We start from the raw sequence: 25,717 nt of genomic DNA, 5'->3' as shown, positions 1-25,717 counted from the left end.
ATAGATGAAGAAATTTGTGAATACCCTTTATGAGACGAATATTTGAGGGAAGACAAAGATAGGCATTTTTTCTACTCCAATAAGCTTAGGGCAGTATTCATGAAGCTGAGTGCGGAGAAGGTTTTGAATATCATGGATATAAGCAAGTGTAAGGAGTTTATCATCACCATAAAAGCCAATATAGGACTTATTATGATAGCTAGTCTCCAAAAGTTGATTTTGATCGGTAGCGCGTAGAATAGCGGCTTCTTTCCAACCAAGGCTATGTGCCAAGTTTGCTTTTAGCTCAGGATTCACTAGGAATCCGATGAAGATCTTTACTGTTACACGACTATCTAGAGTAGTTTCCATAGATTTCCTTTGTACAATCCTTATTTTAACAATATATAGAATATTAAATCTAATAGATTATTTTACTTAATTAAATTGTTTTAATTAATTTCTCCAGGATTAATGAGCCGCTGTTGCTCCGCCCCCTTTGGCGGGAATAACTTTTTTACAGAGGAACGGAATAGGTACCATAAGAAGAAAAATCCATCCTGATAGCCATGACATTTCATTTGTTGAAAGCATATATGCCTGTTGTTCAATCCCTCTATCTAAGATGGCATTCACTACGTTTTCGTTGAATAACGAGGAGGCAGCTTCCATAGAATCGTAAAATTGCCGTGTTACGCTGTCATACATCGTCGATAATTCAGATAGACGGCTATGATGAAAGATTTCAAATCTGCTCCAAATATAGACCGACAGAGAGGTTCCAAAACCACTTCCTACGAGAATCCTTACAAAATTAAAAATCCCTGAGGCGTGAGCGTATTTATTGGTAGGGATATTTCCAAGGGTGAGCTGAACTAACGGAATAAAGAAGATTGTAACGGCGACTCCCTGGAAAAGTCTGATAAGCATCAGATATTCTAAGCTTACCTGAGTCGTAAGATTCGATTGGATGAAAAAGCCGATGGAGAAAAAGAAAAAACTGAGCGCGCAAAGCTTTCGTAAGTCAAACTTATGAAGATTTTTTCCTACAACGGAAGAGAAGAGGACAGGAATGATGCCTATCGGGGCTACGGCAACACCCGCCCAATACGCGTTATAACTTTGCTCCGTTTGGAGCCATAGTGGAATAATCACAGTACTTCCAAAGAAAATCAGGAAGCCTACGGTAGTAATAAGTGTTCCTAACGAGTAGTTGCGATCCTTAAAGAAAGAGAAGTCGACAATAGGAAATTTCTGATAGATCGTCCAGAAAATGAAATAAACTATGGAGATAGTCGAAATCACAAATAGGGCGATAATTGTATTGGATTCGAACCAGTCCAAGTCTTTACCCTTATCTAACATGATTTGCAGGCAGCCCACCCCTATGGTTAAAAGGCAAAGGCCTATCCAATCAATCGGATTACGGACAATTTCACTCTCTTTATCCTTAAGCAAAACCCATGTCACACCGGCAGAAAACAAGCCGATCGGAATGTTGATATAAAAAATCCATGGCCACGAATACTCATCCGATAGATACCCACCTAAAATTGGACCTACAACGGGGGCAACAATGACAACCATAGCCCAAAAACCTAAGGCAGACCCCCTTTTTTCGGGAGGGTTGTGCATCATGAGCAGGCTTTGAGAGAGTGGTATTAATGAGCCGGCAACAGCACCCTGTAGAACACGGTAGATGACGATCATAGTCAGCGTTTCCGCTGTTCCGCACAGAAAGGACATGAAGGCAAATAATACTACAGAAGTGACGAAAAGCCTGACCCTTCCAAAATAATCCGCTAACCACCCCGTAAGTGGTAAAACGACTGCGTTGCTTGCAGCGAAGGAGGTGATAACCCATGTCCCTTCATCCGGGCTGACAGCTAACGATCCGGCAATATAGGGAACCGCAACGTTTGCAATAGAAGTATCTAGAATCTGAATGAAAGTGCCAAGCCCTAAGGCAATATTCAGAAGAAGAAGTTTATGACCTGAAAAGGTAGCGTGATCCATTAATTTGTCATCAGATTTGCAGTGATGATCTTTTGCATTTTGGCTTCCACAACTTTGAAGTCAATGTCATAGACTTTCGTCGTGGAGATAGCTTTTTTTATGGGTTCTACAGCAAGCATGGGATGGTCCGTGTCACTGATGTTTACGTCAACATATGCAGATAGACCTAAACGTAGAGGCTTAGATTTGATTTGCTCAGGGTTGAGCCCAATTCGTACGGGCAGACGTTGGACGATTTTGATCCAGTTTCCTGTAGCATTTTGCGGTGGAATGAGCGAGAAAACACTCCCCGTGCCGGATGCAATCCCGATAACGTTCCCTTCCACATCAAATCCGGAACCATAAAGGTCAAAATTGACTTTTACAGGCTGACCAATACGCATGTTTTTTAGCTGCGTCTCTTTAAAGTTAGCATCGACCCACATTCTGTTTTCGGGTATAATAGCCATTAGAACAGAGTTAGGGGCAACAGCTTGACCCACTTCAACAATTCTTTGCGCCACATACCCTCTGGCAGGGGCATAAATTGATGTATGGAAAAGATTGTAATAAGCCGACCTGACATTAGATTTTTGTGCTTCAATCAAAGGATGATTTTCGGGTTGAGTAGGCCCTACCGCTGCTTTTGCAAGCTCCCATTGCTCTTCAGCATATTTCAAATTAAGCTCTGCAACAGTAAGATCATCACGCGTATGGACGAAATCTTCGTTTGAAATAGCCTGGGATTCAATAAGGTTTTTTCTGTTTTCAAAGTCAAATTTTGCTTTACTCACTCTGACACGCATAGTTTCTACAGTAGTAGCATTTGCTTTGACCGTCTCGTAAAGTTGTTTTACCTGAAGCACTGTCGCTCCTAGGTTAGCAAGAGCATTATCATAGCGCAGCTGATAATCAGTTTTATCTAACTTTACCAGCAGCTGGCCTTCCTCCACTAAATCAGTATCATCGGCGTAAAAAGCTATAGGCACGCCTGAGATGGCAGATGTCAGATTGATTTTATAACCGTTGACATAGGCGTCATCCGTCGTTTCATGAAAACGCAAATAAAACACCCACAGCAAAATCCATAATGCAGCAGCAACGAGAAATCCTAAAGTTATCCAGAGAATAGTCCGGTTGCGTTTGTTATTGCTGCCAGGCGGTGCAATTTCCGGTGCAGCAGGGGATGAGGGCATCGGAGGAGAAAGAGGAGGTGTAGTTTGTTTATCAGGTGTGCTCATATTAATTCACTTCAGTACAGGGGCAGACATCGTATCCGCCGCCTAGAGATTTTATTAAACTCAAGATGGCTTGGAAGGTATCTCCCAACGCGACCATCTGGCTGTCTTGTGAAGATAGCCATGTTTCCTTGCGTGTAAGAACATCCAACTCGGAATTTAGACCGTTCTTTTTACGTAATTCTGTCAGGTGAAGGATTTTATCTTGGTAGGCCGTTTCTTCTTCAAAGACTACATATTGCTTATGAGCAGAGGTGAGGAGGGACAGACTATCAAGAACTTCTCTAACAGCTGTAAGAATGAGATTGTTGTAATCGTAAATGGCCAAATCGTAATTGACCTCAGCAGAATCAAATTGAGACTGAAGGAGACCCCCGTCATATACCGGCAGGGTGTATGTAGGTCCAATAAATCCAAAAGTGCTTAATGCCTCAAAAAATTTCCTGAAGTGGATGGTTTGCAGGCCATACAAGCCCATAATATTCACATCGGGTAAGTAGCTCACTTTAGCAATTTCAATCTGGTATCCGGCAGATTCTATCAACCATAGCTGCGTCGTGATATCCGGACGGTGTGATATTAGATGTAAAGGAATTTGTGCTGGCAGAGGAACCTTGGGGATAGGCAAAGCCACCGGGCTAAATTCATCATCAAATTCGCCGGCAATAAGTGCTTTCAGTAGGTGCTTTGAAATTTCTATATCAGCTTCTATCTTAATAAGGTTCTGCTTGGCAACAGCTAAAAGGTTCTCAGCCTCGTGGAAAGTTATCATGCTCTCAAGGTTTTGCTGCAATCTCCTTCCATTAATATGGAGATAGCGTTCCCTATTAAGTACACGCTCTTTTGCTATTCCTTGCCGTTTATAATCGATCTGCAACTGGAAATAGGCCTGCGCAACGGAGATGCTCAATACTAACCGTGCTAATGCTTCATCAGCCACTGAGGCATTGTATTGGCCTACAGCAGCTTTGACTGCGTTTTTATTCTTATCCCATAAGTCGAAATCATATAAAAAGTTAAATGCCGACTGATAAAGAGTGTAATAAAAAGGGATTCCGCCGCTTGAAGGGATGGGAATTCCTGGTTGACCTGTAGCAGGATTTATACTGGGAGTTATAGATGTACCTGAGTTTCCCGCAGGAATGACTCCTGTCTTACTTAGCTTTTCCCTCTGTATACTGCTACCTTGGGTGATGTTAGGGTAAAGTGCCGCAGCTAAACCATCTACATTATAACTGGCCGCTAGAATGCGAGCCTTTGCTGCCTGCATTGAGGGATTGTTTTCCAAGGCTTTGGCCATCAAGCAGTCTAGCTGGGAATCTTGGAAAATAACCCACCAATCCTCTGAGATCCAGTCTTTGGGCTCAAAGATTGGATCTTCAGCTGCAGCAGAGATTTCATTCTCGACGGCGGGATAGGGAATTTCATAGGGTAAAGCGCGTGGTGTGACAGTAAAACAGCCTACAGTAAGCAGATTAGTCACAATAAGGAGAAATATGGATTTCGCTTTCATTATAGGTAAGGTGCATTGAGTCGAAAGCAAGGATATAGCACAGGGTAACAAATCTTTTAAAACGACAAAAATATTTTTTTGTTTTTTTGCATACGAAGAAGCTTCTGTGCGCTCAAAAAGTGAAGATGTTATTCATTAAAAACTTCAAAGTAACATTCCCTTAGATGTCGTTATGCCTAATATTTCTCCGGATCACAGTTCTTTAGTTAGAAAGCAGATTGCCTTTGCTAAACTGCAATACTTAGGTGAAATACATCTGGATACTTTTGAAGAACAAATCTTGACAGAGTGGTTTATTTGCTTAGACCCCGCTGAACAGAAACGTATTAAGGATGCCGTGGATAATTTTCTGAGAAATCAATATCCTTCAGATCATGAACATTAAACATCCTAATAACGCATTGCACCCCCTAAGCCTACTAAAACAACGACTAATGAACTATCAATCTCCCCTAAGCCGAGAAGTTTTCCAAGCCTACTCCCACCTAAGCACTATCGTAGAGCAAATGGATAAAACGCATAGAAACATTGAAAACATTGAAGGCACTGGGGGAATAGTCAGTGTAGCAGATATTATTGCCTACCAAATTGGATGGGGTAGATTCCTTTTAAGGTGGTATCAAGATGGCCTTAACGGGAAAATACCATTAATGCCTGGAGAGGGCTTTTCTAGCTGGGATTATAAGGCGATTGCCCGCTATTTTTATCAGCAATATCATTACGATGGGTATAGTGGCCAAGCAAAAGTATTTGAACAGACCGTACGGGAAATATTAGACGTCGTAGAAAATGAATTTCAATCAGGTAATTTAGACCGTTTAGGCGTTTGGCAATGGTGTACGCTTAAGTCTGGAAAAGAGTGGCCTTTGAGCAAATGGGTGAGAGTAAATACTTCCGCTCCCTATAAAAGAGCTTATGCATTAATCAAAAGACATCCTAATAACTAGTGGACAGTGGTGATCAATGAGAAAAGATCTGATGATGAATAGTTTTCATTTAGTGTAATACCATTATCCTTAAAATACTCCCTAACGATTTGGGATTTTGAGTGATCTCTGACAATGTTCTCTAGATGCATAAACAATTCGCTTATTTCTTTTTCGTCAAAATTTCTAAAATTAGAACCGCTTTTCGTTCATCCAGATTTGATACTAATTCATCCAATTTGCTATCCCTATTTTGTCTACCGTTGGTTCACGGAATAGTTAGGTAATTTGAATAAAATCTAAATCTATTCAAAATTATCTTGTAATTGACTTGTTGATACTGTATACACGTTTGAGCACATTGATCAGAAGATAAAAAATAAACATGTTAAAAACATTTTTTTACTAAGGAGTTTGTTATGCCTACAAATACACAACCCCAGACTGTAATAAAGCCGGGTTTGATTGTCAGAAAAATAGGAAAGTTGACCAAACCAATGGTTCATCACATCGGAACCACAATAACCCCGTAATAAATTAGACAAAAGCACCTCTCAGTTGAAAGGTGCTTTTTAAACAGGCCCAATATGAATCATTTGATTCTACTTAATATTGCAAATTTTATCTTTAATTTTTCTAGAATGTTATCTGGTGCGATATTCATTATCATCTTGGAAGATCAAGGCATTACATTATCGACAATTTCCCTTGCAAAGGGCGGTCAACTTCTTACTAGCATGCTTTTCGTTTTACCATCGGGAATTATAGCTGATAAATATGGGGGAAAATATGCAATTTTAACAGCCTGTATTTTTTCAATTTTCTATTATTATTTTCTGATCGAACCAACTCATGAAAAAGTAATCATAGGTGAAATTTGCAATGGAGTTGCATTAGCATTCTACACAGGAGCTTACGAATCCTGGCTTTTTTCACTTATCTCGCAAAAGGATGCTCTTAATCTACATACACATTTAGCTCGGTCGCGTGAGTTATCTTATCTTGCTATAGTTTTTGGCGGTCTAATTGGCACCTTTATAAGCGGTCATATTTTTTCTTCTTCATTAATTTTAATGGCTGGATCTTTGATTATTTTTTTAATGATAAAAAAAAGAGAAGAAAACAACCAAATTCAGATTCAAGAAAAAACAAAATATTTCATCTCAGCATTTAAAAACCTTGTGTCTAAAAGAATAGGCTTTTTTCTATTAACATCTTCATTCTTAGTAGGCGGAAGTATGCAATTGATTTATCAGTTTTGGCAACCCTTTTTCTTCAAATTTCCAGATTTAGTAGATTCAAAACAGTCTCTGGGTTTGATTTTTATTGCTTTTATGTTGACTCAATACTTTACATCTAAACTTATTAGAAAATATGTGTTAAAAAGCATAGAGCAAATGATTTATTTAACAGGCTTATGCTGGGGTATAGCTTCAATATTACTCTTGAACACGATTCTAACCGAAAATTTCATTTCATCTATCGTATGTTTTTGTTTATTTTTTGGAATGGCGGCAGTAGCTTCAAATTTGCTGATGGCGCAGCTTGGTGAAATAGTCGAAGCTAGATTACAAGCCACGGCTATTAGCATTTTAGATTTACTTGGAAAATCACTAGGAAGTTCTTTATTAATTTTTGGAGATGGAATCGTTACTCTCTCCCAATATAGTTTTGGGTGGCCCATTTTAATTTATATTTTCTGTCCTCTTTCGCTCTGGTCTATAGTTCAAAGGAAAAAATTATGTACAACTCAAATGATTTAGAATTAGATTGTCGCATAGGCAAGAAAAGAAGTGTTGAAATTTCTTTTGATAGTGCTTCTAGAGATAAAGAAGAGGACATTTATAGAAATCTTACAGATCTTTCAAATGACTTGGTCTCAATCATAGGTCGAGAGGATGAAATTAAATGGATGTGCCATCGTTTATTGTGTCGATTTAAGCCCAATATCTTACTAGTTGGTGAGTCTGGAGTGGGAAAGACTGCATTAGTAGAGGGTTTAGCCAAGTATGCAAAACAATCTTACGACAATAGAGTCAATAGCTTACAATTTAGAGAATTTAGCGCGGGTTCCTTGATTGCTGGCACTTCATATAGAGGTGATTTTGAAAAGAAGATCATTAATTTAGTAAACCATTTAGCAGCAAATAAATCTCATGTTATTTTCATCGACGAGGCTCATGCGCTTGCTATGACAGGCGATATTCATGGGGGTGGCGTGGATGCTCTAAATTTACTAAAACCCTTTCTAACTTCAGGAGAAATAAGATGCATCTTAGCTACAACACCGAAAGAGCTGACACCGCTAGCTGCTGATAAAGCATTTATGCGACGTTTTGGAATACTTCAACTTCAACCCTTATCTAAAAATCAAATGTGTGAAGCTTTAAGAAAGAAGGGTGACTATTTAAGTAAGGTGCACAATATAAAGATCGAAAATACCTTTTATTCGTTTGTAGAAGAAAATTATATCAACCTTGATTATGGATTAGATTCCGCTCTCGACTTCATAGATGAAGTTTTAGCAGCTTTTTCTTTTGACCAAAATCAGAGTATTCATCAATTAATGCAAACTAATTTTGCACGGTTTTTAAACGCACGGAGATTTTTGAATGAACTTGAATTTAGACTGTAAACCCGTAATAAAAAGATCGAATTCTGCTTCTTTAACTCAAGATGGAAAAATAATAGTAGGCGTTGTACCTGAGTCTAGTATCGAACTTGAGATAAATGAAGAATGGATCTCAAGTCTAATCTGTCTTTTAGATGGAAAAAACAAGGTATCCGACATCATTAAATCCTTAAATGAAAATGGCTACCCAGTTCTACCGGATGAAGTAATAGAAATTTTGAAAAGCCTTCTAGAGGCTAATGTTTTAGAAGATTTTGACGAGTATGAAAGTAGTTTGAAAGAAGAAAAGATTAGTTCTTATGATGCAATTCGCTATGATAGGCAAATACTTCTTTTTCATGCACAAATGGGAAAATATAAAGATGCCTTTAAAGCTCAAAACAAGATTAAAAATACTAGAATTGCCCTTGTAGGTTTAGGTGGAATAGGTAGTTATGCTTTTTACGCATTGGCGGCAATGGGATTTGGATTCATTCGTGCTGTTGATTTTGATCATATTGAACTTTCAAACCTTTCACGGCAAATTCTTTACTCAGAAAATGATATCGGCAAACTGAAAGTAGATGTTGCAAATGAAAAATCAAAAGGAATAAATCCTCATATCACCTATGACTTTTTAAACCTTAAAATTTCAAATGTTGAGGAAGCAATTAAAGTAATTCAGGATGTTGATATTGCTATAGTTGCAGCAGACATACCCAGAGGAAAAATTTGGCAAATTTTTAGCGAAGCAAGCTTTAAGACTAACACTCCAATTCTATTTTTAGGGTCAGCACAAACTTGGGTCTGTTGTGGGCCATTAATTGTACCGGGAGTTACACCCTGTTATGATTGTTCAGCTCCAGAAACTGTCTCTGGAGATCATCCTGTAGTTCAGTTTCTCCGAGATAGATATACAACAACTTTAATCGATCCATATAATTCAATTGGAGCTTCCTTAGGGGTTCTTGAAGCTGTAAAATATATTACAAACTTTCAAGAATGTAGAGTCATTGGTAAGCGATTATTAATTGATTTAGGAACTTACGAAACTTTCCTTGTAGCTGGGGAATCTAAAAAGGGATGCTCAATTTGTGGGAGTAAGAACTAATGATGACAACTACCTCTTTATCACCGACTAAAATTTTATATAATGATGGGAATGTTTCTTTAGTGATACGACCATTACACAAGGATGATGCTTCAACATTAAACTCTTCTGTACATGAAAGCTTAGATAATCTTTTACCATTTATGGATTGGGCACACTTAGAATTAAGTGAAAACAATCAATTGAATAGAATTATCAAATCCAAACAAAATTATTTGCGAGGATCGGAATATGACTTTGGAGTATTCGATGCGTTGGGAAATTTTTTAGTTTCAGCAAGTTGGCATCCTTCAAAGACAAGAAATAATAAATGCTTTGAAATTGGGTATTGGACACATGTTAAGCATTGCAACCAAGGGCTTGCGACACTTGTAACTAAAATATTAACATTTGCTGCTTTTGAATTTATGGGATGTGATCGAGTTGAAATTGGTTGTAATAAAGCAAATATTCAAAGTAAAAAAGTAATTGAAAAATGCGAATTTATTTTTGAAGGTGAGATCCGGAATTATTTTTCTAACCCAACAGAAAAAATGCTTGAAAATAATTACTCCTCAGAAAGGACGTGTTTATTATATGGATTTACAAGTGAAGATTTGTCAAAAATTTCGTGGTATAAAGAAATAAATAAATATATAAAAATTTTTTATACTTAAAATAACAGAAGCCCCCAATCCCTTTAACTGGGTGTTTCTGTTATAAATCATTCTTGTTTTTTAGGTTTAGTAGTCTTTCGTGAAGCACGATGAGTTTATTAAGTTCCGCTGGAAGTACTTCGTCATATGTAGGTTTTATTCTTTCGAATCCAATGACTTATGACAATATTGTAGCATTTGCAGCTTACGACCAATGTGATAAAATCGACACCTAGTAATTAGTGGACAGTGGTGATCAATGAGAAAAGATCTGATGATGAATAGTTTTCATTTAGTGTGATACCATTATCCTTAAAATACTCCCTAACGATTTGGGATTTTGAGTGATCTCTGACAATGTTCTCTAGATGCATAAACAATTCGCTTATTTCTTTTTCGTCAAAATTTCTAAAATTAGAGCGCATTTGATGAAATTGAATAGACTCATCAAGATTTAAAGTTTGTTGTTGGAGACTTTTTTCATTAGATTCACAAAAGTTTAATTGTCCCAGATAATATTCTTTTTGAGACTTCGAGAGCTCCAATTTCTGCTTAATTTTTAGTATGGATTGTTCTATTTTAATTTTTCGTGTCTTTGAAATCAGCTCGGAATTCATAAGAGCACCTTTATAGTTATATTGATTCGTCAATTTTGTAAGAAGGATCTCTGTCTGTTCAAACTTTCTTGCATACCATTCTTTATAAGTAGCATTTTTATACTTGCTGAGGTTTAGCAACAATCTCTGGAAATAATAGGGAACTGCATATCTTGCCTTATAAAACTCAGCTGCCAACTTCAAAATAAATATGATGAAAGTTACAGCGAAACCGGTGAGTGCTATTCCTGAAAATATTGAAGATGCGGCAGACCCCAATGTGAGACCAAAAAGAACCATCACCTTATTCATTGTCAGCATATTTAAGACGATTTTATCTAATGCTGTGACGAGCCGTGTCTTAAGTGTAATTTTGTTTTGGTTTTTTACCGCTTTTAAACGTTCGATACGTGCTTGAATGATAGAAAATACAGGATTATCGGGTTTAAGTTGTGTGATTTTAACTTTTAATAAAGCGATATCTTCTCTCAACGCTTGAAGATTATCCGCAGCGTAGAAGTATTTTTTAATCGCGTAAAAGGTTTTAAAGGAGACAGAAACTAAAGAAAATTTCGAAGTAAAAGAAGATATCTTGATTGTCTCACTCATGGAAACAACATGTTGTTGATCAAAATATTCGCCCATATCTTCAACAGAATTTATGACCGAATTTGTCACTTTTTCATGAAATAGGTTCGTGGGGTTATAAACTGAACTGTTTGAAGTGGTTGTAGTTACTGAAAGAACAGTATTAGACTTTTCTTCCTGAGGGTGGGTGTTACAAAAAGGATTAGAAGCTACATTTGTTGAAAGTACGATATTAGGCTGTTCTTCCTGAGGGGGTGCGTTACAAGTAACAACTGAAAGCTTTGCAAAAGCTTCAAGCAAAGGTTTTCTAGCTTTTTCAGGTTTCCAAAGCATTTTATACTGAGTGACTGACTTAGTAAATAATTCGGAGTTGTTTTTGACAGGGATGAAATCTAAATCTCCCTTAATTTTAATTATCCGTTGTTGATTGGTATGAATTTCTAAAGAGATACCCAGGAAACGAGCAAGAATGGGTAAGCTATTTTCGATATATGTCTTAAATAGGTTAAAGGAACATTCACCTTTTTCACGGGCTATAGAGAAATTTGAATTAGGATTATGTTCAATGTAGAATTCCTGATAATGTCTTATGACTAAAAAGTCGGTTTGAGTACGTGGTTTCAGAGTATTTAATAATATCAGTCGGATACTTTCGATTGTATTCTGTGCTTCTTTGAGGTCGCAATCTCGTCCATAAAAGTGAAATTTATTTGAGTAATCATCAATACAAAAATAATTGTGATATTCTCTATGGGAATTAGCATCAATACAAGCTTTACAAAATAGAAGCCAAAATAATTCTTTATTTTCAAATACAGTTTTATTTAAGCCACATTCCGCTACAGAACTTGTAAATTGAGCAAGAGGATTTTTATCAAAAGCTACAACAAAAGGCATGATCCATCACCACTATTCTAAATACTTCCCTGCTATAAATGCCGTTGTCCAGGCATTTTGGAAATTGAAGCCGCCTGTAACGGCATCAATATCCAGGACTTCTCCGGCAAAAAATAAATTCTTACAAATACGGCTTTCCATTGTTTTGAAATTAACTTCATCTAAAGTTATTCCGCCGCATGTGACGAATTCTTCTTTGTAAGTTGTTTTTCCTTCCACTTTATGGATGGACTGTTTGAGGTTGGAGATAAGTGATTCAAAGGCCTGATTGTTCAGTTCAGCAAGGCGTTTTTTGGAATCAATTTTTGAAAGATCGATAAGTCTTTTCCAAAGGTTCTTAGGAATATTATATTGTGGATGGTTTGCGAGGTATTGATTAGGATTGTTGTTCCTAAGTTGGAGGAGCTGGTTTTTTATCACATCTGCTTTTATTTCAGGAAGCCAGTCAATGCTAATATGTGCATTATAATTACATTCATGAAGATGGCGGGCAGACCAGGCAGATAGTTTCAGGGCAGCGGGGCCGCTAAATCCCCAGTGGGTAATTAAAAGGGGGCCCTTCTGACTATATTTGGTCTGGAGGATAGTAATTTCCACGGGATTAACTGCGATACCCGCAAGATCAAGTAAAGGGGATGTGGGTGTATTGAAGGTAAATAAAGACGGAACAGGGGGTTGTATTGAATGTCCAAGATTTTGTGCTAATAAGTGTCCTTGCGGGCTGCTTCCTGTACAAAGAATGAGTTTATCGCAGGTAAGCTTGTACGTAGGAAACTCTAGGACGAAGTTATCACCGTCTTTAACGACGCTATGCAGCGATTGCTTCTGCCGTATTTCAAGGCCGAGCTTTTCAGCTTCTCTTAAGAAACAATCGATGATTGTCTGTGAACTATCTGTGATAGGGAACATTCTTCCATCGCTTTCCACTTTTAATTCAACGCCGCGGCTGCCTAACCATTGGATCATATCTTGCGGCTGGAAGGTGTGAAAAGGACCGATAAGGGCTTTATTACCCCTAGGATAATTTTGAGTGAGGGGGCGTGGTTCGAAACAAGCGTGTGTTACGTTGCAGCGCCCCCCTCCGGAAATCCTAACTTTATTAAGCAAGTGGCTTGACTTTTCAACGAGTAATAGTTTCTTTTCAGGAAAGGTCTCTTTAATGGTTAATGCACTAAAGAAACCGGCGGCTCCGCCGCCTACTACGATGACGTCAAAGTGGCCGCTCATTTTTTAAATGGTTTTCTTCCAGCAGGAACAGACATTTTTTCGCCGAAGAAAGGTCTTTTTTTCTTTCTTTGTTCGATATGTCTGCGTTTTGAAAAGTCGTTTTTGTCGTATGCTTTGAGGTAGTTGGATTGATCAGGAACTTTGGCAAGATCTTTAGATTCTTGCGGGTTCATTAGCTTCTGAATACATTTCCATTTGAATCTGTCGTCAGGTGCGATCAAACAAAGCGCGTTGCCTTCTGCTCCGGCACGGGCTGTTCTACCGATACGGTGGATATAGTCTTCTGGGCACTGTGGCAGGTCATAGTTAATGACGTGCATCACGTGAGGAATATCTAAACCGCGAGCTGCGACGTCTGTTGCGATAAGGATACGGCTTTTTTTGCTACGGAAAGCTTGGATAACTTTATCACGCTTTCTTTGGTGTAAGTCACCGTGGATAGCATCAGTATTATGTCCAAGTTCTTGAAGTTCTTCGGCCAATCTATCAGCGCTTTTTTTCGTTTTAACGAAAACGATGATGGAGCCTTCGCGGAGTTCAAGTTCTTTAGAGAGGAGTCCGAATTTTTCCGCATGGTGAGTGTGGAGAACTTCCTGTTTAATCTTAGGAGCAGCATCGGTAACAGAACCCACTGCAATACGTTGAGGATCTTTCAAATATCTTTGAGAGAGTTTTTCGATATTGGCAGGGAATGTCGCGGAGAACATTAGAGTTTGGCGGACAGCTGGAAGGAAAGTTTCGATTTTTTCAAGCTGGATGCCGAAGCCCATATCAAGCATACGGTCAGCTTCGTCAATAATAAGGAACTTTGTTTCCTGGAGTTTTAGCGATCCGCGTGTTAGGTGGTCGGTGATACGGCCAGGTGTACCGATAATGATTTGAGGTTTTGCCCTAAGTTGAGCGAATTGTTTAAACATCGATTCACCACCGATAAGCAGAGCGGTATTCATCGTGAAGTTTTTGTTGATGATTAGGCGGAGCGACTGGTTAACCTGAGCTGCGAGTTCGCGTGTAGGAGCAATAATGAGTGCTAGTGCGCGCGGATTTTTCAGTAGGTAAGTTAGAAGAGGAAGAGAGTAGGCAATTGTTTTGCCTGTACCAGTTTGTGCTGAAGCCAAAATATCTTTACCTTCCAAAGCAACCGGAATGGTTTTATCTTGGATAGGAGTAGGAGTTGTAATATTGATCTTATCAAGAGCTTTGATAAGAGATTCTGGAATAGCAAATTTTTTAAAGTCTGACATGTAAAATATATCCCTTAGCGTTAATTGTTTTCCTCTTGGCCAAACACAACAAAATTTCCTGGAAATTTTAGAGAAAATGCATGCTAAGAGTTTTACTGCGTTAAGTTTAGTTTATAAAACCTTAAAAGTCAAGGATTGCAAGATAATAGGGGTGGAAAACGATAGAGTGAAAGGAAGGAACAAAAATATTTTTTGTTATTATTTTCCTCCATTTTATTCATTGTGTTTAGTTCTTTAGGTGGTAATCGCTACCTTTCATTTTTGGAGGATAAAAATAGCAGCCGGATATATAGTTTATCCTAGTCAATCCCTGTAAAATTGTGTATCGCGCGGGCAAAAAAGCGGAAATCATCCGCTTTTGCTTGCCACACGATTATTTATTACCTTCTAGAATTTCCAAAGCTTCTTGATCAGACAATATTCTGGCAAAAGATGAACGCTGCCACTGGATTTCTGCAATGTCTTTGTTAAATGCTTGGATACGTGCATCACTATAACTATAACGTAGCCCAATAAATTGAATGCCCTTTTCTTCAAGGGAGCTAGCTACTTCGTGAAGATAGTTTCCATTATCGTTAATAAAGACTACCGTTGAAGGGTGAAAGTCAATGATGTCTAAGAGTTTAAGTAAAGAAGGCCCCTTGGGAGTGCCGGAAGTAAATAGTATTCCTTTGCGGTATAAATTACCGAGACGGTTCATAAAGTAATGATCATGGGGGCAGGGCGCAGTGAGTGAAAGATCAATATGATGACTTTTAAGTTGTTGGATAGTGCGGGTAGAAAGTGCAAGTCCTTGCGTTGTCATACCAATGACTGTAAAGCCTTGATTTTGGATTTCTGAAACGATGCCGTCTGTTCCTTCCTCCACAATTTTCATTTGAGTCAGGTGGCGGACACCTTCCCATTCAGCTATAGCCTTTTCCAGCGCGACTTCTGCAGAATCACCTAACTCTTTGTGATATCTTACCCTGGATCGAAACCAAACATCATTTCCTAAAGATTGCACTGGAACTAAGAGCGTGTCGTCAATGTCCAATACGACAAGGCAATCCTTTGAAATATATTTTTTTAGGTCCTCAAAATGAGGAGTCTCAACAATAATTCCACACAGATTAGAAAAAAATAATAATGCGATAGTGATGAATGATTTTATACTCATAGCAGCTCCTGAAGGAATTTTCCAAGTTATAATTATGGAAAAACTTTTTTATGAAAAGAAGAGAATTATCGATTTGCAAATAAGTTATTTAAGGTTGGGCGGACGGCTGATCTGCTGAAGCTGGACTTGTACGTTTTTTCCCTTCTGGAGGTCTATGAGCCGAATGCATTTTAAGCTTTTCGCTCCACTTTTCTAAATAGAGATAGATCACCGGCGTGACAAAAAGAGTAATCATCTGTGAAACAGCCAAACCCCCGATGATGACCAGGCCTAATGGACGGCGCGCTTCTGCACCTGTTCCTGTTCCCAAGGCAATAGGAATTGCACCCATGATCGCTGTCAGTGTTGTCATCATGATAGGTCGGAAACGTACGACACAGGCATCATAAATAGATTTTTCCGGTGAGTCCCCATGCAGCCGCACATTTTCCAATGCAAAGTCAACAATCATGATGCCGTTTTTCTTTACAATACCAATAAGGAGGATGATCCCTAAGAAAGAATAGAGAGAAAGGGGAATGTTAAATAGGTAAAGAACTAAAAGACCACCAATGACCGCTGGAGGCAGGGTGGATAAAATCGTTAATGGATGGATAAAACTTTCATAAAGAATGCCAAGGATTACATAGATAGCGAACACAGTTAAGATAAGCAGAATGGCTGAACCGTTGACAGATTCCTCAAAAGCTTGCGCAGCTCCTAAGACTGTTCCTGTCACTTCTTTAGGCAGGAGTTCCTTCGCATACGCTTTCAGTTTTTCGAGGACGCCATCTAAGGTAAAGCCTGGAGCTATGCTAAAGGCTATGGTAACGGAGGGAAATTGGTCTGTATGGTTTACGCTGGCAAGTCCTAGACCTTCATGCCATTTGGACACAGCATTTAGGGGGACCACTTTTGATGAAAGTGAAGACCGTACATAGATATCACCTAGTGCAGAGGGGTTTTTTTGAAATTCGGGAAGCAGTTCAAGGATGATATCATATTGGTTAATAGGGCTGTTGATGCGTGATACTCTGCCGCCCGCATAAGCAAGCGCTAAGGTTCTTTCAATATCTAAGGCGGAAACACCCAGAGACGAGGCTTGATCCCTCAATATATCCACAAATAGCTGTGGGGATTTGATTTCCAAATCACTGTTAACACCTACAATTCCAGGGATTTTCTTGATTTCATTAATATATTGTTCCGCAGGCTGATACAGATTTTCCGGTACTAAACTTTGTAGAGCAAATTGATAAGACCCCTTAACCACGGATCCAATGGAGAGGTCAATCATAGGGATATTTTTATAGAAGACATTCAAGCCGGGAATTTTTGCAGTTTCCTTCTGAAGTTCCCCTATGACTTCTAGAACTGCTTTACGTTGGGCGCGCGGGACTAGATTGGCATACAGGACCCCATTGCGGAATTGCTGATTGGCTGCATAGGAAATGAATTTATCTATGGCTGGGTTGGCAGAGAAGATAGTATTCACTTGTTCTTGATACTGCTTCATTCTTTCGTAAGAGGTGCCTTCAGCAGCCTGGGTAAAGGCGATAAAAAAACCTTCATCATCATTAGGGATAAAATCTTTGGGAAGTTTTACTATGAAGAATACGCTCGCAACTAGACTTATTAGCATGACAATAAGGGCTACGTAGCGGTGTTTCAGTGTCCACAATAACGCAGGTTTATAGACCCTTAAGAACGCATCGTTCAGTTTATGCGAAAAACGGGCATAGCCCTTCTTCTCTTCTTTTTGGGGAGTAATAAGCAAACTGCACACCATCGGAGTCAAAGTGATAGAAATCGCTCCGGAAATAAGTGTGATAGCTGTCAATGTGATGGCAAATTCTGCTAAAATCCGACCTAATAACCCCGGCATGAAGATAAGCGGAAGGAAAACAGCGATTAGTGAAAGAGTCATTGAAAGAATGGTGAAGCTGATTTGTTGGGCACCTTCTAACGAAGCGACCCAAGGGTTTTCCCCCATTTCCACATGGCGCACGATATTTTCAATAACAACAATAGCATCATCGATGATGAAGCCTATCGCTAGAATCAGTGCCAGCAATGAAAGGTTGTTCATGCTATAGCCCAGCGCATACATGATAGCGAAGGTGCTGATTACTGATATGGGAAGCACAAGCGCGGGGATGAGGGTATCTCTGATGCTGCCTAAGTAGATATAAATAATCAGGATCACAAGGAAGAACGCAAGTATTAATGTAAACTGCACCTCATCGATAGAGGCCCTGATCGATATCGATTTGTCACGTACAACCTCCAGATGTAGGTCTGAAGGAAGATTCTGTAAGATAGGCTGCAGTGCTTTGAAGACATCATTGGTAATTTCTACCGTATTTGCGCCAGGTTCCGGGAGAATAGATAGGATGACAGTGGGTTTATTGGTATCTTTCGTGATGTAGCGCAGGAGGAAGCGGTAGTTTTGCAGGCTGTCTATCGCGTTTCCAATATCTTTGAAACGTACAGGAGAGTTGTTCGGGTAGGCAGCGATAAGTTCGTTATAGCCCTCTGCGTTTAATATTTGTCCATTAGCAATGATAGTAGAAGAAAGTACTTCATTATCTAAATAGCCTGATGGTAAATAGGGGTTGCCTGCAACAAGTGCTTCTGACAGGTCTTGCAATGTCAAACCCAGCATAGCAATTTTGCCGGGGTCTACCTGTACCCGTACCGCATAAGGAGATCCCCCCACGTTAACTTGTGCTACACCGGAAATCTTAGACAAGCTTTGGCCGATATAGGAATTGCCGTAATCATACATTTTATTCAGAGGCATAGTGTCGGAGGTTAGGGCAAGAAAAAGGATAGGTGTTTGTGCAGGGTTAACTTTGCGGTAAGTCGGGGCGCTGGGCAGATCTGGCGGGAGGTTCCTTGCTGCCCTAGAAATGGCTGCTTGAACATCCAGGGCCGCACTATCGATATTTTTTTCAAGATCGAAGCGTAAAACAAGATTGGAATTGCCCAAAGTGTTAGTAGACGTCACACTGTTCAGGCCGGAGATTGTTAGAAATTCTCTTTCTAAAGGGCTGGCAACATTATTAGCCATTGTGCTGGGGTCAGCACCGGGGTAGGCGGCCGTCACGTTGATAACGGGATAAGAGACATCAGGCAGATTGCTGACAGGTAATTTAATATAGCTATAGACGCCCACCGTGATAAGGGAGATCATCAGCAGGATAGTCATAATAGGTCTTTTGATGAACGGTGCCGAAAGGTTCATTTCAAAGGTTCCTTTACTGCTTTAGGGGCGATATTGACTTTAGAACCCTCTTTTAAGTTCAGTTGCCCATTGATGACTATTTTTTCCCCTTTTTTAAGTCCTGAAAGGACAAGGAAATCCCCCTTGTCTTTTTGCCCAGTCGTAATATTTCTAGTTGTCGCGGTCATGTCAGGATTTACGATATAGACATATGATCCCTTTTGACCGACTTGTACTGCTGCTGAGGGTATGGTCAAAGCATTTTTGATAGTTTTTAGAAATACTTTAACTGTCACATATTCTCCGGGCCATAAAACAAGGTCTTCATTCTGTATGAGTCCTTTTATGATGATAGTGCCAGATTGCAGATCAACATGGTTATCGACAAAATAGATTTTACCTGTAATCGGCGGGTTGGTCTTGTAAGGGAGGATTGCTTCAAAAGTGAGATTGTGGTCAGGTTGGATTTGATGTAGCTCCTGAAAATACACTTGTGGAATAGCAAATTGAATCCGCACAGGAGAAAGCTGCCGTATTTCTATCAAAGCGTTAGGATCATTGATATAGACGAGATTGCCGGGAAAGATATTGTAAGAACTTAATTTTCCTGTTAGTGGTGCATAGATCTTACAGTAGTCCAGGTTGATTTCCGCACTGACAATGGCAGCTTTATCTATCTCAACCTGAGCTTGGGCTGTCATCACATTGCTTTGATACTGTTCCCACGTTAACTTGGAGATAAAATCTTTTTTAATAAGTTCTTCATTACGCTTAAGAGTTATTTTTGCCAATTCTAACGTGGACTCATCTTTCAATAAGGCTGCTTTAGCTTGGTCAAGGATAGCTTGATAGGGCCTGGGATCAATCTCATAGAGAAGATCGCCCTCTTTTACAAACTGCCCTTCTTCAAAATATTTCCTAAGTAAGATCCCTTGAACCTGCGGACGTATCTGCACAATGGCATTTTCATAAACATTTCCTATAGCTTCTACTGTTAGAGTGAAGTCCCTGACCGAGACTTCGCATACTTCCACATTGACGGGAGGTACCACGATAACATGCTGTTTTTTTTCACAACTGCACAAGATTAGCAATAACACACCACAAAGCCATCTTAATCGCATAATGTCTCCGGTCCTGCCATTTCGTAATTGATAAAATTGATGTTAAGCGTTCCTGTCGCATACCCTATGTTAAAGAGTGACGTTGCCCAGCCTGTCCGGGCTTGGATCCTTTGCGCCCGTGCATCGGAAAGTAAGGCTTGAGAATTAAGAAGATCAGTAAATGTACCGGTCCCTACGCGATAGAATTCCAACGATAAATCATATGCCTGCTGTGCAAATTTCAAATAATCTTCGGTATATTTAAGGTTTTCTTGCGATGTAGTGAAGTTATAATAGCTCGTAATAACATCAAGCAGCGCTAACGATTCTTGATACTCGAAATAAGCTTTATTAGCCAACGCGTTCTCTTGGGCTTGGCGGAATTGATTGCGGTAGAAGAATCCGTCAAATATAGGCCCTGAAAGCGCAAGAGTGGCGGAATAATAGTGGCCATTATTGAAAGACTGGTTTGGATAGTTTGTCCTTTGCAAAAGTGAACTGGCGGTTAAGGTGGGCATACCTGCCGAATATGCTGCTATGACTTGCTCTTTAGACTGCAAAAAGGAAGCATAGGCGGATGCTAAATCCGGCCTCGCAGTTTTCGCTATTTCCATTAGTTCATTTACGCTAGTCGTGATCTGCTCCGAAGGGAATATTTCAGGGAGTTCTTTAGTCTTGATGACAGAATCAGGGGGGACACCCAACGCAGTTGCTAGCGCACCTAATTGGATATTTACCTGTCCTCGTGCTGTAGCAAGTCCTAAAAGTACATTCTCTCTACTTGCAGAAGCCTGTAGAACATCGAGTTTTGTAGCCAGCCCCGATTCAAACCTTACCTGAGCAGCCTCTAAAGCTGCGTCTGCATTTTTTAAATCCTCAAGCTTTGCCACAACAAGTTCTTTTGCTCCGATATAGGCATAATAGGACTGAAGAACATTGACAATCAGCGTTTGCACGACACGGTTTTGATTCCAATTCAAGGCGTTTAACACCTGTTTGGCCGATTCTACCGCAGCACGCCTACCGCCAAAGTCGAGCAGGAGATACGAGATAGTTATTTCTTTAACAAAGGATTGAATATAAGTTTTAGTCCGCGTTGTCGCTGTCGTCGATAAACTGGAGTCTCCTGCGTTGTTGATAATCTGGGAAGAAGCATCGCCGTCCGTCTGATTTTGCGGCAAAGCGTTGCTAGACCGGCTGCCGCCGGATCTATCTACGTAGTTGAAGATAAATGAGCCATCTACACTTGGATAATATTCACTGCGGACAGCTTCCACGCCATAAGCTTGTGCACGGGATAGTTCCCATGCTTGTTTTGTCGCAGGGTGATTCTGCAATGCCACATCCAGCAATCCTATAAGGTCAAGTTCTTCGGCTGAATCAGGAATTTTCACTGCAGCTGGTTGCGGCAGGCGTGGGCAGTACCATTCGCTGCAGACAGGTTTCCATTCCTCCGCAGGTGAGTTAGTTGCCTGTCCAGATACACTAGGATCATAGTAGTACTTTGAACACGCTGCAAGGCATGTGCATAAAATAATGATTAGCAAATGGCGCACAAAGAATACCTTAATTAAATTTTTATTTTAGAGGATTTGACAAATAATTTTTATACAATATGATCCCGTTGGAAAAAAAGAGGAGAATCAAAAATGCTTAGATTTGCAAGATATTTATTAACAGCCGCTTGCGTTTTTATGGGAGGGCTTGCGCCATTGCAAAGTGCAAACCAAACGCCGGACGTAAGTCCAATAACTCCGCAATATTTCGTTCCATTTTTTTTAGATGTTGAGCAACTGGACTTTTCTTTACCCAGCGGAATTCAATCTTTCGTGAGAGCCTCCTATAAAGGAAAATGGCTCCTATTGGCCGGAAGGGTAAATGGCCTGCATAACTTCAACAATGATAACAATAATTTTCCTCCCTCACTTCAAAACACTACAGTCTATGTTGTAGACGTTGAAACGGGGGCTGTTTTCTCAAAATCATTAAATGACCCTAGTTCAGGACTTACTCAAGAACAGGTGGATATCCTTTCAGTAACTAGCGCCCAATTTTACCAGCATAAGAAAACGCTATACATGACCGGTGGTTACGGTGTGAATACAGCGACAGGATTATTCGATACTAAACCTGTACTCACAGCAATTGATATTCCCGGAATGATCCAATGGGTGACAACGACCGGGCAAGGAAAATCCGCTGTCCAAAATATTCGCCAGTTGCGGGATCCGGTATTCCAGGTGACCGGCGGTTATATGTCTCGTTCACTTAAAGGCTTGACCCTATTGATATTTGGACAGAATTACTTCACGTTCTATACCCCCGGACAGAATGGCATCTATTCTGAACAAGTCAGACGCTTTAAAATTAAGGACGATGGCGAGACCCTTTCAGTTAAGGTTTTAAGCCCCTCACCCCAGCAAGGCCCTAATGCTTTCTATCGCCGCCGTGACTTGAACGTCGTACCTATCATGCAATCCCAACTCGGCCTGCCATTACCCGCTTACTTGGCTTTATCGGGTGTTTTTACAGAATCCGGAGGAATCTGGACTGTACCGGTATATATAACGACCAAAGGGTGGCCATCTATGTATAATCCAAGTAATCCAGGGACATTTAAACAAGGCATGAATAACTATAACTGCCCGGTTCTGGGTACATTTTCTGAGAAAACCGGAAATATGTTCATCTCATTGTTTGGTGGATTAAGTTATGGCTACTTCAATAATGGAGCTTTTACTACAGATGACGAAATCCCTTTCATCAACCAGATAACAACTATCCAGTTTGATAAGAGAGGAAATATTAACCAGTTTCTTATGGACGCAGAATATCCTGTCGTTATCTCCGCCGGATCTAATCCAGGGAACCAGCTGCTATTTGGTGCCGGTGCTAACTTTATTCCTGCAGATGGACTGGAAAAATACAAAAATGGTGTGATCGATCTAGATAAGATCAAATATCCTACTGTAGTTGGATATATTGTAGGTGGTATTGCAAGCACATTGCCAAATACAACGAGCTCGACAGACTCCACAGCCTCTCCGTTAATCTTTAAGGTAACCCTGAAGCCTACGGCTTCTCAAGATTAAATTCCTTAACCAGTGTGCCGGCATGCTCTATCTGATGTATGCCGGCCACGCTTTTTCCCGCCTGCCAATAATCTTTTGATGATCCACCATGCAAAGTAATCTGTTTGAAGCGTCTGCCTGATGTCAAAGCATACCAGATCCTCATCCAGGGCTTTGTCCAGCGGTTTTGTAAAAGCCATCTTTCGACAGGATTGATCTTAACACCCATTTTCTCCACGTAAGGAGTTTTAATCACCGAAAGCGGAATACCCGTCACACGTTCCGTCAAAACGATGTCATCTTCATTTGCTTTAATAATCGCTTCTTTGTAGTTATCTTTTTCTGCACATTCATAGGTGGCGATGAAACGTGTCCCCATCTGGACACCTGCATATCCTTGTGCTAAGGCTGCTTGATAGGTTTGCCTATCTCCCACACCCCCTGCACAGATAAGGGGTTTACCCAAATCTTTTAAGTCGTTGATTAGCTCTTGGGGGGATAGCTTGCCTGCATGACCACCGGCTCTATTATTGACACAGATCAGTCCATCGACATTACTTTCCAAAGCTTTTAAGGCCCATTTACGTTCCGTCACATCGTGGTAGACATAACCTCCTGCTTGATGGACCCTATCGACAACCCATTTGGGGTTTCCTAAAGCCGTAATAAAAAATCGGCATCCTTCTTCTAAGGCAATATCTAACCATTGCTGCATGCGCTTCTCGTAAGTAGCCGACGATTTCTCGACGAGGATGTTCATCCCGAAAGGCTTTTGGGTTAGGGTACGGATATATTTTAAGCCTTCACGCAAGTCTTTTCCGTGGACATACACTAATGAAATGGGCTGGACAATGCCTAATCCCCCAGCTTCGCTTACGGCTGCCACAAGTTCAGGATTGCTGCAGGGATACATTGCTCCACATATCAAAGGATATTGGATGCCGGCTTGTTCAGTGAATATATTTTTCATAGGGAGGGGTACATTGTTTTTATTTTAAAGTAAGTGATTCTAATGAAAAAAACATCAAATTTAGAATGATTTCCACACAAAGCATGTGCCATAAAAATAGGGGATTATTTGTCATTTATATTTTTTAAAATAGAGCATTGCCACTATGATGCGCCTTTTCGACAGGAGTGATTCATGAAGAACGGTGCAGAGAATATAGACGTGGATTTAGCCGAACTGGCCAAAACGGCAATGTTGGAACGAGGATTTTTTGCTGATTTCCCCCCAGAGGTGCAGGCTGAAGTCGCTGCAATCAACGCACCTGCAAATCCGCCCCCTATTCCTTCTTTTAAAGATATGCGTGAAAAACTTTGGATATCTATCGACAATGACGACTCCAAAGATTTAGATCAGTTGACATATGCCGAGATTGCTCCTGACGGTAAGGAAATGATCTATATTGCAGTCGCTGATGTGGACGCTTTAGTAAAAAAAGGTTCAGCTTCAGATGCGTACGCTTACAATAATACGACGTCGGTTTATACACCGGAAAAAATCTTTCCTATGTTGGATCCTAAATTATCCACCAATCTTACCTCCCTTAATCCTGACGTGGATCGTTGTGCAGTTGTCGTAGAAATTTTTGTTGATAAATCAGGGGAGTTTATTCCCCAAAACATCCATTTAGCCTGGGTCCATAACTATGCCAAGATGGCATATAGCTTTGTGGGGGATTTCATTGAAAACGGGAAGTCCCTACCGGATACATTCATGCAAATGAAAGGTATCAAAGAGCAAATTATATTACAGGATATGCTTGCGCAACGCATTCAAGCCTTTCGCGATCAAGAAGGGGCATTGACATTTGCAAGCTCAGAGTTAAAACCTATCATCGTGAATTCAAAAGTTGTCGATGTTAAAACAGCTGAACACAACCGTGCGCATAAGTTAATCGAGAATTTTATGATCTCAGCGAATGTAGCTGTGACAAACTTCTTGATAGACAAAGGCCTCCCCACATTAAGACGTATAGTAAGAACACCTGATAGATGGGACAGAATAGTACAATTAGTTAAGGAATATGGAACAGACTTGCCTCCCGAACCAGACTCGAAGGCATTGCGGCTATTCCTGCTTAAACAAAGCCAAGAAAACGCAGATAACTTTCCTGAACTATCTTTAGCACTCATAAAACTGATTGGAAAAGGAGAATATTATGCCGGGTTTCCTAATGAAGAATCTCCGGGACACTTCGATTTAGCCTTGATCATCTATGCACATACCACAGCACCTAATCGGCGTTTTCCGGATGTAGTCATGCAGCGTCTACTAAAAAGTCATTTTTTTGGAGAAGAGCTCCCTTATACTAAAGATGAGCTTATGGATATTGCTGCACAGTGTACGCAGAAAGAGAATGATTCCAATAAGGTAGAGCGGAAAATGATGAAGTCTGCCGCAGCGCTTTATCTCTCAAGCATGATAGGAAAAGAATTCCCCGCAATTGTTACGGGAGCAAGTGAAAGGGGAACATGGGTGCGTCTGTCTAATCCACCGATTGAAGGAAAGCTCGTCAGAGGAACAAAAGGCCTGGATGTAGGGGACAAGCTTAGAGTAAAACTGGTACATACAGACGTGTTCTTCGGATATATCGACTTTATCAGAGCGTAAGA

Annotated in this window: 20 protein-coding genes; 8 read left to right on the top strand and 12 right to left on the bottom strand. The window is 40.1% G+C overall.

All coding sequences use genetic code 11. The features are described from left to right. Positions 1–27 precede the first annotated feature (27 nt). The 4 genes from WC222_09270 to WC222_09255 form a co-directional block, all read right to left on the bottom strand. On the bottom strand, positions 28–351 hold the full coding sequence (locus WC222_09270) for a hypothetical protein (protein ID MFA6916574.1): 324 nt from the start codon (positions 349–351) through the stop codon (positions 28–30). A gap of 99 nt (positions 352–450) precedes the next feature. Further along, the gene (locus tag WC222_09265; GenBank protein MFA6916573.1) at positions 451–1,995 is read right to left on the bottom strand and encodes a DHA2 family efflux MFS transporter permease subunit; all 1,545 of its coding nucleotides are present in this window, start codon (positions 1,993–1,995) and stop codon (positions 451–453) included. Continuing rightward, on the bottom strand, positions 1,995–3,215 hold the full coding sequence (locus WC222_09260) for an HlyD family efflux transporter periplasmic adaptor subunit (GenBank protein MFA6916572.1): 1,221 nt from the start codon (positions 3,213–3,215) through the stop codon (positions 1,995–1,997). The genes WC222_09265 and WC222_09260 overlap by 1 nt, the downstream gene beginning before the upstream one ends. Position 3,216: 1 nt before the next feature. Beyond that, positions 3,217–4,725, bottom strand: coding sequence for a TolC family protein (locus tag WC222_09255; GenBank protein ID MFA6916571.1), 1,509 nt, complete (start codon positions 4,723–4,725; stop codon positions 3,217–3,219). Between the two features lie 172 nt (positions 4,726–4,897). Between WC222_09255 and WC222_09250 the strand changes: the two genes are divergently transcribed. The 6 genes from WC222_09250 to WC222_09225 all read left to right on the top strand — a co-directional run bounded on the left by WC222_09250 (position 4,898) and on the right by WC222_09225 (position 10,029). Further along, positions 4,898–5,110, top strand: a complete 213-nt coding sequence (locus WC222_09250; protein MFA6916570.1) for a hypothetical protein — start codon at positions 4,898–4,900, stop codon at positions 5,108–5,110. Positions 5,111–5,159: 49 nt separating this feature from the next. Next, complete coding sequence (locus WC222_09245; protein ID MFA6916569.1) at positions 5,160–5,672, top strand: ClbS/DfsB family four-helix bundle protein; 513 nt, start codon at positions 5,160–5,162, stop codon at positions 5,670–5,672. A gap of 566 nt (positions 5,673–6,238) precedes the next feature. Next, entirely contained in the window at positions 6,239–7,414 is a 1,176-nt protein-coding gene (locus WC222_09240; GenBank protein ID MFA6916568.1) for an MFS transporter, read from the top strand. Continuing rightward, the gene (locus WC222_09235) at positions 7,393–8,286 is read left to right on the top strand and encodes an AAA family ATPase (protein MFA6916567.1); all 894 of its coding nucleotides are present in this window, start codon (positions 7,393–7,395) and stop codon (positions 8,284–8,286) included. Before WC222_09240 ends, WC222_09235 begins: the two co-directional genes overlap by 22 nt. Beyond that, positions 8,264–9,373 (top strand): ThiF family adenylyltransferase, encoded by a 1,110-nt coding sequence (locus WC222_09230; protein MFA6916566.1) that lies wholly within the window; start codon positions 8,264–8,266, stop codon positions 9,371–9,373. The genes WC222_09235 and WC222_09230 overlap by 23 nt, the downstream gene beginning before the upstream one ends. Next, positions 9,373–10,029 (top strand): GNAT family protein, encoded by a 657-nt coding sequence (locus WC222_09225; protein MFA6916565.1) that lies wholly within the window; start codon positions 9,373–9,375, stop codon positions 10,027–10,029. Before WC222_09230 ends, WC222_09225 begins: the two co-directional genes overlap by 1 nt. A 218-nt stretch (positions 10,030–10,247) precedes the next feature. Here the strand turns inward: WC222_09225 and WC222_09220 are convergent, their stop codons facing one another. The 7 genes from WC222_09220 to WC222_09190 all read right to left on the bottom strand — a co-directional run bounded on the left by WC222_09220 (position 10,248) and on the right by WC222_09190 (position 21,583). Beyond that, positions 10,248–12,089 (bottom strand): hypothetical protein, encoded by a 1,842-nt coding sequence (locus WC222_09220; protein MFA6916564.1) that lies wholly within the window; start codon positions 12,087–12,089, stop codon positions 10,248–10,250. A gap of 12 nt (positions 12,090–12,101) precedes the next feature. Next, entirely contained in the window at positions 12,102–13,316 is a 1,215-nt protein-coding gene (locus WC222_09215) for an NAD(P)/FAD-dependent oxidoreductase (protein ID MFA6916563.1), read from the bottom strand. After that, a complete protein-coding gene (locus tag WC222_09210) occupies positions 13,313–14,560 on the bottom strand; it encodes a DEAD/DEAH box helicase (protein MFA6916562.1) in 1,248 nt (415 codons plus the stop codon). The genes WC222_09215 and WC222_09210 overlap by 4 nt, the downstream gene beginning before the upstream one ends. 373 nt (positions 14,561–14,933) lie before the next feature. Next, positions 14,934–15,719 carry a DUF2608 domain-containing protein gene (locus tag WC222_09205; GenBank protein ID MFA6916561.1) on the bottom strand — a complete coding sequence of 262 codons (786 nt, stop codon included), beginning with the start codon at positions 15,717–15,719 and terminating at the stop codon, positions 14,934–14,936. A gap of 88 nt (positions 15,720–15,807) precedes the next feature. Further along, complete coding sequence (locus WC222_09200; GenBank protein ID MFA6916560.1) at positions 15,808–18,945, bottom strand: efflux RND transporter permease subunit; 3,138 nt, start codon at positions 18,943–18,945, stop codon at positions 15,808–15,810. Next, a complete protein-coding gene (locus tag WC222_09195; GenBank protein MFA6916559.1) occupies positions 18,942–20,024 on the bottom strand; it encodes an efflux RND transporter periplasmic adaptor subunit in 1,083 nt (360 codons plus the stop codon). The genes WC222_09200 and WC222_09195 overlap by 4 nt, the downstream gene beginning before the upstream one ends. Positions 20,025–20,038: 14 nt before the next feature. Next, positions 20,039–21,583 (bottom strand): TolC family protein, encoded by a 1,545-nt coding sequence (locus tag WC222_09190; protein MFA6916558.1) that lies wholly within the window; start codon positions 21,581–21,583, stop codon positions 20,039–20,041. Between the two features lie 93 nt (positions 21,584–21,676). On the opposite strand from WC222_09190, the gene WC222_09185 reads away from it, so the two are divergent. Further along, positions 21,677–23,119, top strand: coding sequence for a hypothetical protein (locus WC222_09185; GenBank protein MFA6916557.1), 1,443 nt, complete (start codon positions 21,677–21,679; stop codon positions 23,117–23,119). Here the strand turns inward: WC222_09185 and WC222_09180 are convergent. After that, complete coding sequence (locus WC222_09180; protein MFA6916556.1) at positions 23,100–24,068, bottom strand: nitronate monooxygenase; 969 nt, start codon at positions 24,066–24,068, stop codon at positions 23,100–23,102. The two genes, WC222_09185 and WC222_09180, sit on opposite strands and share 20 nt — an antisense overlap. Before the next feature lie 174 nt (positions 24,069–24,242). On the opposite strand from WC222_09180, the gene WC222_09175 reads away from it, so the two are divergent. Then, positions 24,243–25,715 (top strand): RNB domain-containing ribonuclease, encoded by a 1,473-nt coding sequence (locus WC222_09175; protein ID MFA6916555.1) that lies wholly within the window; start codon positions 24,243–24,245, stop codon positions 25,713–25,715. Positions 25,716–25,717: the final 2 nt, after the last annotated feature.

The sequence above is a fragment of the Parachlamydiales bacterium genome, assembly GCA_041671045.1.
In the GTDB taxonomy this organism is placed as follows: Bacteria; Chlamydiota; Chlamydiia; order Chlamydiales; family JABDDJ01; genus JABDDJ01.
Note: the sequence above shows the minus strand (reverse complement) of the source record. Positions and strands in the feature narration are given on the sequence as shown.

Bases quoted from the DNA above. Each gene is read 5' to 3' on its own strand.
- WC222_09210 (MFA6916562.1), bottom strand. From the start codon at position 14,560: ATGTCAGACTTTAAAAAATTTGCTATTCCAGAATCTCTTATCAAAGCT.
- WC222_09255 (MFA6916571.1), bottom strand. From the start codon at position 4,725: ATGAAAGCGAAATCCATATTTCTCCTTATTGTGACTAATCTGCTTACT.
- WC222_09235 (MFA6916567.1), top strand. From the start codon at position 7,393: ATGTACAACTCAAATGATTTAGAATTAGATTGTCGCATAGGCAAGAAA.
- WC222_09225 (MFA6916565.1), top strand. From the start codon at position 9,373: ATGATGACAACTACCTCTTTATCACCGACTAAAATTTTATATAATGAT.
- WC222_09245 (MFA6916569.1), top strand. From the start codon at position 5,160: ATGAACTATCAATCTCCCCTAAGCCGAGAAGTTTTCCAAGCCTACTCC.
- WC222_09265 (MFA6916573.1), bottom strand. From the start codon at position 1,995: ATGGATCACGCTACCTTTTCAGGTCATAAACTTCTTCTTCTGAATATT.
- WC222_09175 (MFA6916555.1), top strand. From the start codon at position 24,243: ATGAAGAACGGTGCAGAGAATATAGACGTGGATTTAGCCGAACTGGCC.
- WC222_09215 (MFA6916563.1), bottom strand. From the start codon at position 13,316: ATGAGCGGCCACTTTGACGTCATCGTAGTAGGCGGCGGAGCCGCCGGT.
- WC222_09220 (MFA6916564.1), bottom strand. From the start codon at position 12,089: ATGCCTTTTGTTGTAGCTTTTGATAAAAATCCTCTTGCTCAATTTACA.
- WC222_09180 (MFA6916556.1), bottom strand. From the start codon at position 24,068: ATGAAAAATATATTCACTGAACAAGCCGGCATCCAATATCCTTTGATA.
- WC222_09260 (MFA6916572.1), bottom strand. From the start codon at position 3,215: ATGAGCACACCTGATAAACAAACTACACCTCCTCTTTCTCCTCCGATG.
- WC222_09270 (MFA6916574.1), bottom strand. From the start codon at position 351: ATGGAAACTACTCTAGATAGTCGTGTAACAGTAAAGATCTTCATCGGA.
- WC222_09200 (MFA6916560.1), bottom strand. From the start codon at position 18,945: ATGAACCTTTCGGCACCGTTCATCAAAAGACCTATTATGACTATCCTG.
- WC222_09205 (MFA6916561.1), bottom strand. From the start codon at position 15,719: ATGAGTATAAAATCATTCATCACTATCGCATTATTATTTTTTTCTAAT.
- WC222_09230 (MFA6916566.1), top strand. From the start codon at position 8,264: ATGAACTTGAATTTAGACTGTAAACCCGTAATAAAAAGATCGAATTCT.
- WC222_09185 (MFA6916557.1), top strand. From the start codon at position 21,677: ATGCTTAGATTTGCAAGATATTTATTAACAGCCGCTTGCGTTTTTATG.
- WC222_09250 (MFA6916570.1), top strand. From the start codon at position 4,898: ATGCCTAATATTTCTCCGGATCACAGTTCTTTAGTTAGAAAGCAGATT.
- WC222_09240 (MFA6916568.1), top strand. From the start codon at position 6,239: ATGAATCATTTGATTCTACTTAATATTGCAAATTTTATCTTTAATTTT.